Genomic DNA, 3,334 nt, shown 5'->3' on the forward strand with positions numbered 1-3,334 from the left:
CCTCGGCATTCATCGGCCCGCCCTGCAGCGACAGCGTGTGCACCGAGGCCGGCGACAGCTTGCCGAAATAGGTCGGATCGGTGGCGCACAGATAGCGCTTGGCCGAGACATGCAGCCTGACGCATTCGACGATGACCGGCGGAAAGAAAGGCGCGAGCACCTCGCCGCCCGCCTCGTCATGATGCTTGTCCTCGACGTCGTCGGGCGAATAGGTGCCGAACTCGCTGGTATAGTGGCCGATGTCGTGCAGCAGCGCCGCTGCCACCAGTTCCTCCGGGGCGCCGTCCTGCTCGGCCAGCCACGCGCCCTGCAGCATATGCTCCGACATCGTGACCGGCTCGCCGAGATAGGATTCGGCGCCACGGCGCTCGAAGATATCGGCGATGAATTCGACGATGTTGCCGGCATTCAATTCGTTCGGTTTCATTCCGCCGCCTCCTCGAAACCATGCTCGATCGCGGCAAGCGTCGACAGCAGGCCGTCCTTGTCGGCGTAGCAGCCCTGCAGCCAGCGCTTGCCGCTGCCGGAAAACGCCTTGCGCGCATGCATGACGCGGGTGTTGTCGACGATGAAGGATTCTCCCGCGTCGAGCTTGAAGGTCACTTCGAAGGCGGGATCCTCGATCAATTCAGCGAAGCGGCGATAGGCCGCGTAATATTTGTCCATCTCGGCGAAGGGCACATCGACGGCCGGCGCCAGCGAGCGGTTGTTGAAGCGGATGCAGATCAGCTCGCCATCGGGCCCAAGCTCGATCATCGGCCGCTTCGACTGCAGCCGCACGCCCGACGAGCCGGCATATTCGAAGCGCGCCGGATAGGAAGAGAGCAGCCGGAAGCCGTCCGGGTTTTCCGCCTGAAGTGCCGCCGCCACCGCGAATCCGTCGACGACGCTGGATTCGCCGCCTTCCACCGTGTTCTCGATGCAGGACAGGATCTGCAGCGTCGGCACCGGGTCGCGATAGGGATTGTCGGTATGCGCCTGCAGGCCGAGATTGGTGTAGGCGAGATTGTTCGGATTGACCTCGGCGCGCACCTCGAACCAGCGCCCGTAATTGGTCTCCCGGACGTAGCCGAAGAGGTCGGCCACCTTGCACAGCGAGCCGGATTCCGCGGGCAGGCCGTCCATGACGGCAAAGCCATAGGTCCGCACCGCCAAAAGCCATTCGCGCAGGACGCCGCGGTCATGCAGGGCTGCCGCGTAGCTGGCGCGCGGCAACGAATTCTGCATTGTCGACTTGGTCCAACGCTGAATGACGTCGCCCGTCCAGCCGGGCTGCCGAGATTCGACGCGATCGTAGGCGTTGGCCCACAGCCACTGGGCCGGGTAGCTGACTGTCTTGTCCTCGGGCGTGAACTTGACCTCCAGCGCTCCGCCCTTGATCGAGGCCTTGTCGATCCGCGTCTCGGCCGGAATGTCGAGGATGGTGATCAGCCGCTGGCCGTTGCCGGCGCTGCGCGTCTTGTCGTCCAGCGCATTGTCGCGCAGCCACATGGCGTGGAAGCGGCTCAGCGCTCCATCCTGCCAGCCAAGCTCGATCGTTCGACCATCGTCGCCCAGCGTTACCCTCGTCAACATACTTTGAAAGCTCCCTTCTCTACCCGCCGCAACGGGCACGGATTGCATGCTGACTTCATCCGAGGCATAATTCAAATTATCGTTTTTCGGGTATTGGCGCTAAATTTATAATGGCTGAGAAAGTATTCGATACGATGCCCCCTCTCGACTGGCTGCGCAGTTTCGAGGCAGCCGCCCGCCTGTCCAACTTCACCGCCGCTGCCGCGGAGCTGGGGCTCACCCAGGCCGCGGTGAGCCAGCATATCCGTTTTCTGGAAGAGCGGCTGAAGACGCGACTGTTCGCGCGTCTGGCGCGCGGCGTGGCGCTGTCGCCGGAAGGGGCGGCCTATCTCCCGCACATCCAGTCGGCATTCGCGACCATCGGCAACAGCACAAGCGAGCTGTTCGAGCCGCGCGCCTTGCAGACCGTCTCGATCCGGATTCCAATCTCGTTTGCCCTTCTGGTGCTGGTTCCGGCCCTGCCCGACCTGGCAAAGGCTCTGCCGCAGGTCCGGCTCGATCTGGGAACCATCCACCGGCCGACCGACTACGATCAGCCGGGTTCGGCGCTCGACATACGTTTCGGCAACGGGTCCTTTCCCGGGCGCGAGGCCGACCGGCTGACCGTCGAGCGGCTTGTCCCGGTCGCGGCGCCAACGCTCGCCCGGGATGACGATTGGACGTCATTGCCGCTGCTCCTGGTGGCCGGCGCGCGGGAAATGTGGGCGGAATGGTTCGCCGCTGCCGGACTTTCCGGACAGCCGCGGCGCTCGCACCGCTTCGACAGTTTCGTCGCCGCTATGGAAGCGGCGAAGGCCGGCGCCGGAGCGCTGCTCGGCTCGCGCCCGCTAGTCGACGCGGCTCTCAAGGAAAAGGCTCTCGTCAGGCTTTCGGATTTCGAGCTTTCGAGCCCGTTGGGCCATTTCCTGACGAGACCGTCATCGTCGCGATTGTCCGGCGCCGAGCAGGATTTTCGCCACTGGCTTCTGTCGCGCATTGCCGGAAGGTCAAGATAGCGTACGGGCCTCCGCTCCTATCCGCTTCCAGTAGATCAACGTGCCGGTCAGCCCGCCATACGGCTTGAGCGCAAAATCGGGGATTTCTCCCGTCAGCGTGAAACCAAGCTTCTCATAGAGGCCCGCCGCGCCCTCTTCGCTCGCCGTGTCCAGCACGAGCAGCGTGCGGCCTTTCTCGACCGCCAGTTCTTCCGCGGCGCGCATCAGGCGGGTCGCGACGCCTTTGCCGCGATGGGCCGGGCCGGTCATCAGCTTGGCGATCTCGGCGCGGTACGGTTGATTGGGCGGGAAGCCAAGCAGCAGCGTGACCGTGCCGGCAAGCGCATCGCCCTGCCATGCGCCTAGCACCGCCCTTTCCCCGCGCGCGGCCGCGGCAAGCGACTGGCGCCAGAAATCCCGCGCGGCCTCCACTGACAATGGATGCATGAAGCTCACCGATCCGCCAGCGGCGACCGTCTCGATCAACAGATCGGAGAGCATCGCGATGGTTGCCGCCTCGCCGCTCAACGCCCGGATTTCAAGGGAGTTCATGCTGGTGCTCTCCAGGTAACGAGATATCGGGAACAAGGGTCATTCGAAATGGCTGGTCCGTTTGCGCCGGCGCGCCCGCCTGATTTCTGCGATACGGTTGGCGTCGTCCTCGCCGAGATGGCGGCCGCGCTCCAGGATCTCGAGCGTATATTCCTCGTAGGTCAGTCCGAGCCGCTCGGCCCTCTCCAGCCGCATCAGCATGACGGCGTGGCTCGGCGCCTTCCAGGCCTTGT

General features: G+C 64.5%; 4 protein-coding genes and 1 pseudogene. 1 reads left to right on the forward strand and 4 read right to left on the reverse strand.

Features of this window, described 5'->3' with window-relative positions:
* Together EOD07_RS27720 and EOD07_RS27725 are read right to left on the reverse strand one after the other, a co-directional pair.
* Positions 1-427: HD domain-containing protein (locus EOD07_RS27720; protein ID WP_127237657.1), on the reverse strand; the 427-nt coding region annotated here is incomplete at its 3' end.
* On the reverse strand, positions 424-1,575 hold the full coding sequence (locus tag EOD07_RS27725; RefSeq protein ID WP_127237658.1) for a gamma-butyrobetaine dioxygenase: 1,152 nt from the start codon (positions 1,573-1,575) through the stop codon (positions 424-426). The genes EOD07_RS27725 and EOD07_RS27720, both read right to left, overlap by 4 nt.
* A 110-nt stretch (positions 1,576-1,685) precedes the next feature.
* Here EOD07_RS27725 and EOD07_RS27730 point away from each other — a divergent pair, with 110 nt between their 5' ends.
* Complete coding sequence (locus tag EOD07_RS27730) at positions 1,686-2,570, forward strand: LysR family transcriptional regulator (protein WP_164772591.1); 885 nt, start codon at positions 1,686-1,688, stop codon at positions 2,568-2,570.
* Here EOD07_RS27730 and EOD07_RS27735 read toward each other — a convergent pair.
* Together EOD07_RS27735 and EOD07_RS27740 are read right to left on the reverse strand one after the other, a co-directional pair.
* On the reverse strand, positions 2,562-3,101 hold the full coding sequence (locus EOD07_RS27735; RefSeq protein ID WP_127237659.1) for a GNAT family N-acetyltransferase: 540 nt from the start codon (positions 3,099-3,101) through the stop codon (positions 2,562-2,564). The two genes, EOD07_RS27730 and EOD07_RS27735, sit on opposite strands and share 9 nt — an antisense overlap.
* Positions 3,102-3,140: 39 nt before the next feature.
* Positions 3,141-3,334 (reverse strand): annotated as a pseudogene (locus EOD07_RS27740) (hypothetical protein); the annotation flags it as partial.

The organism is Mesorhizobium sp. M2C.T.Ca.TU.002.02.1.1 (assembly GCF_003997225.1).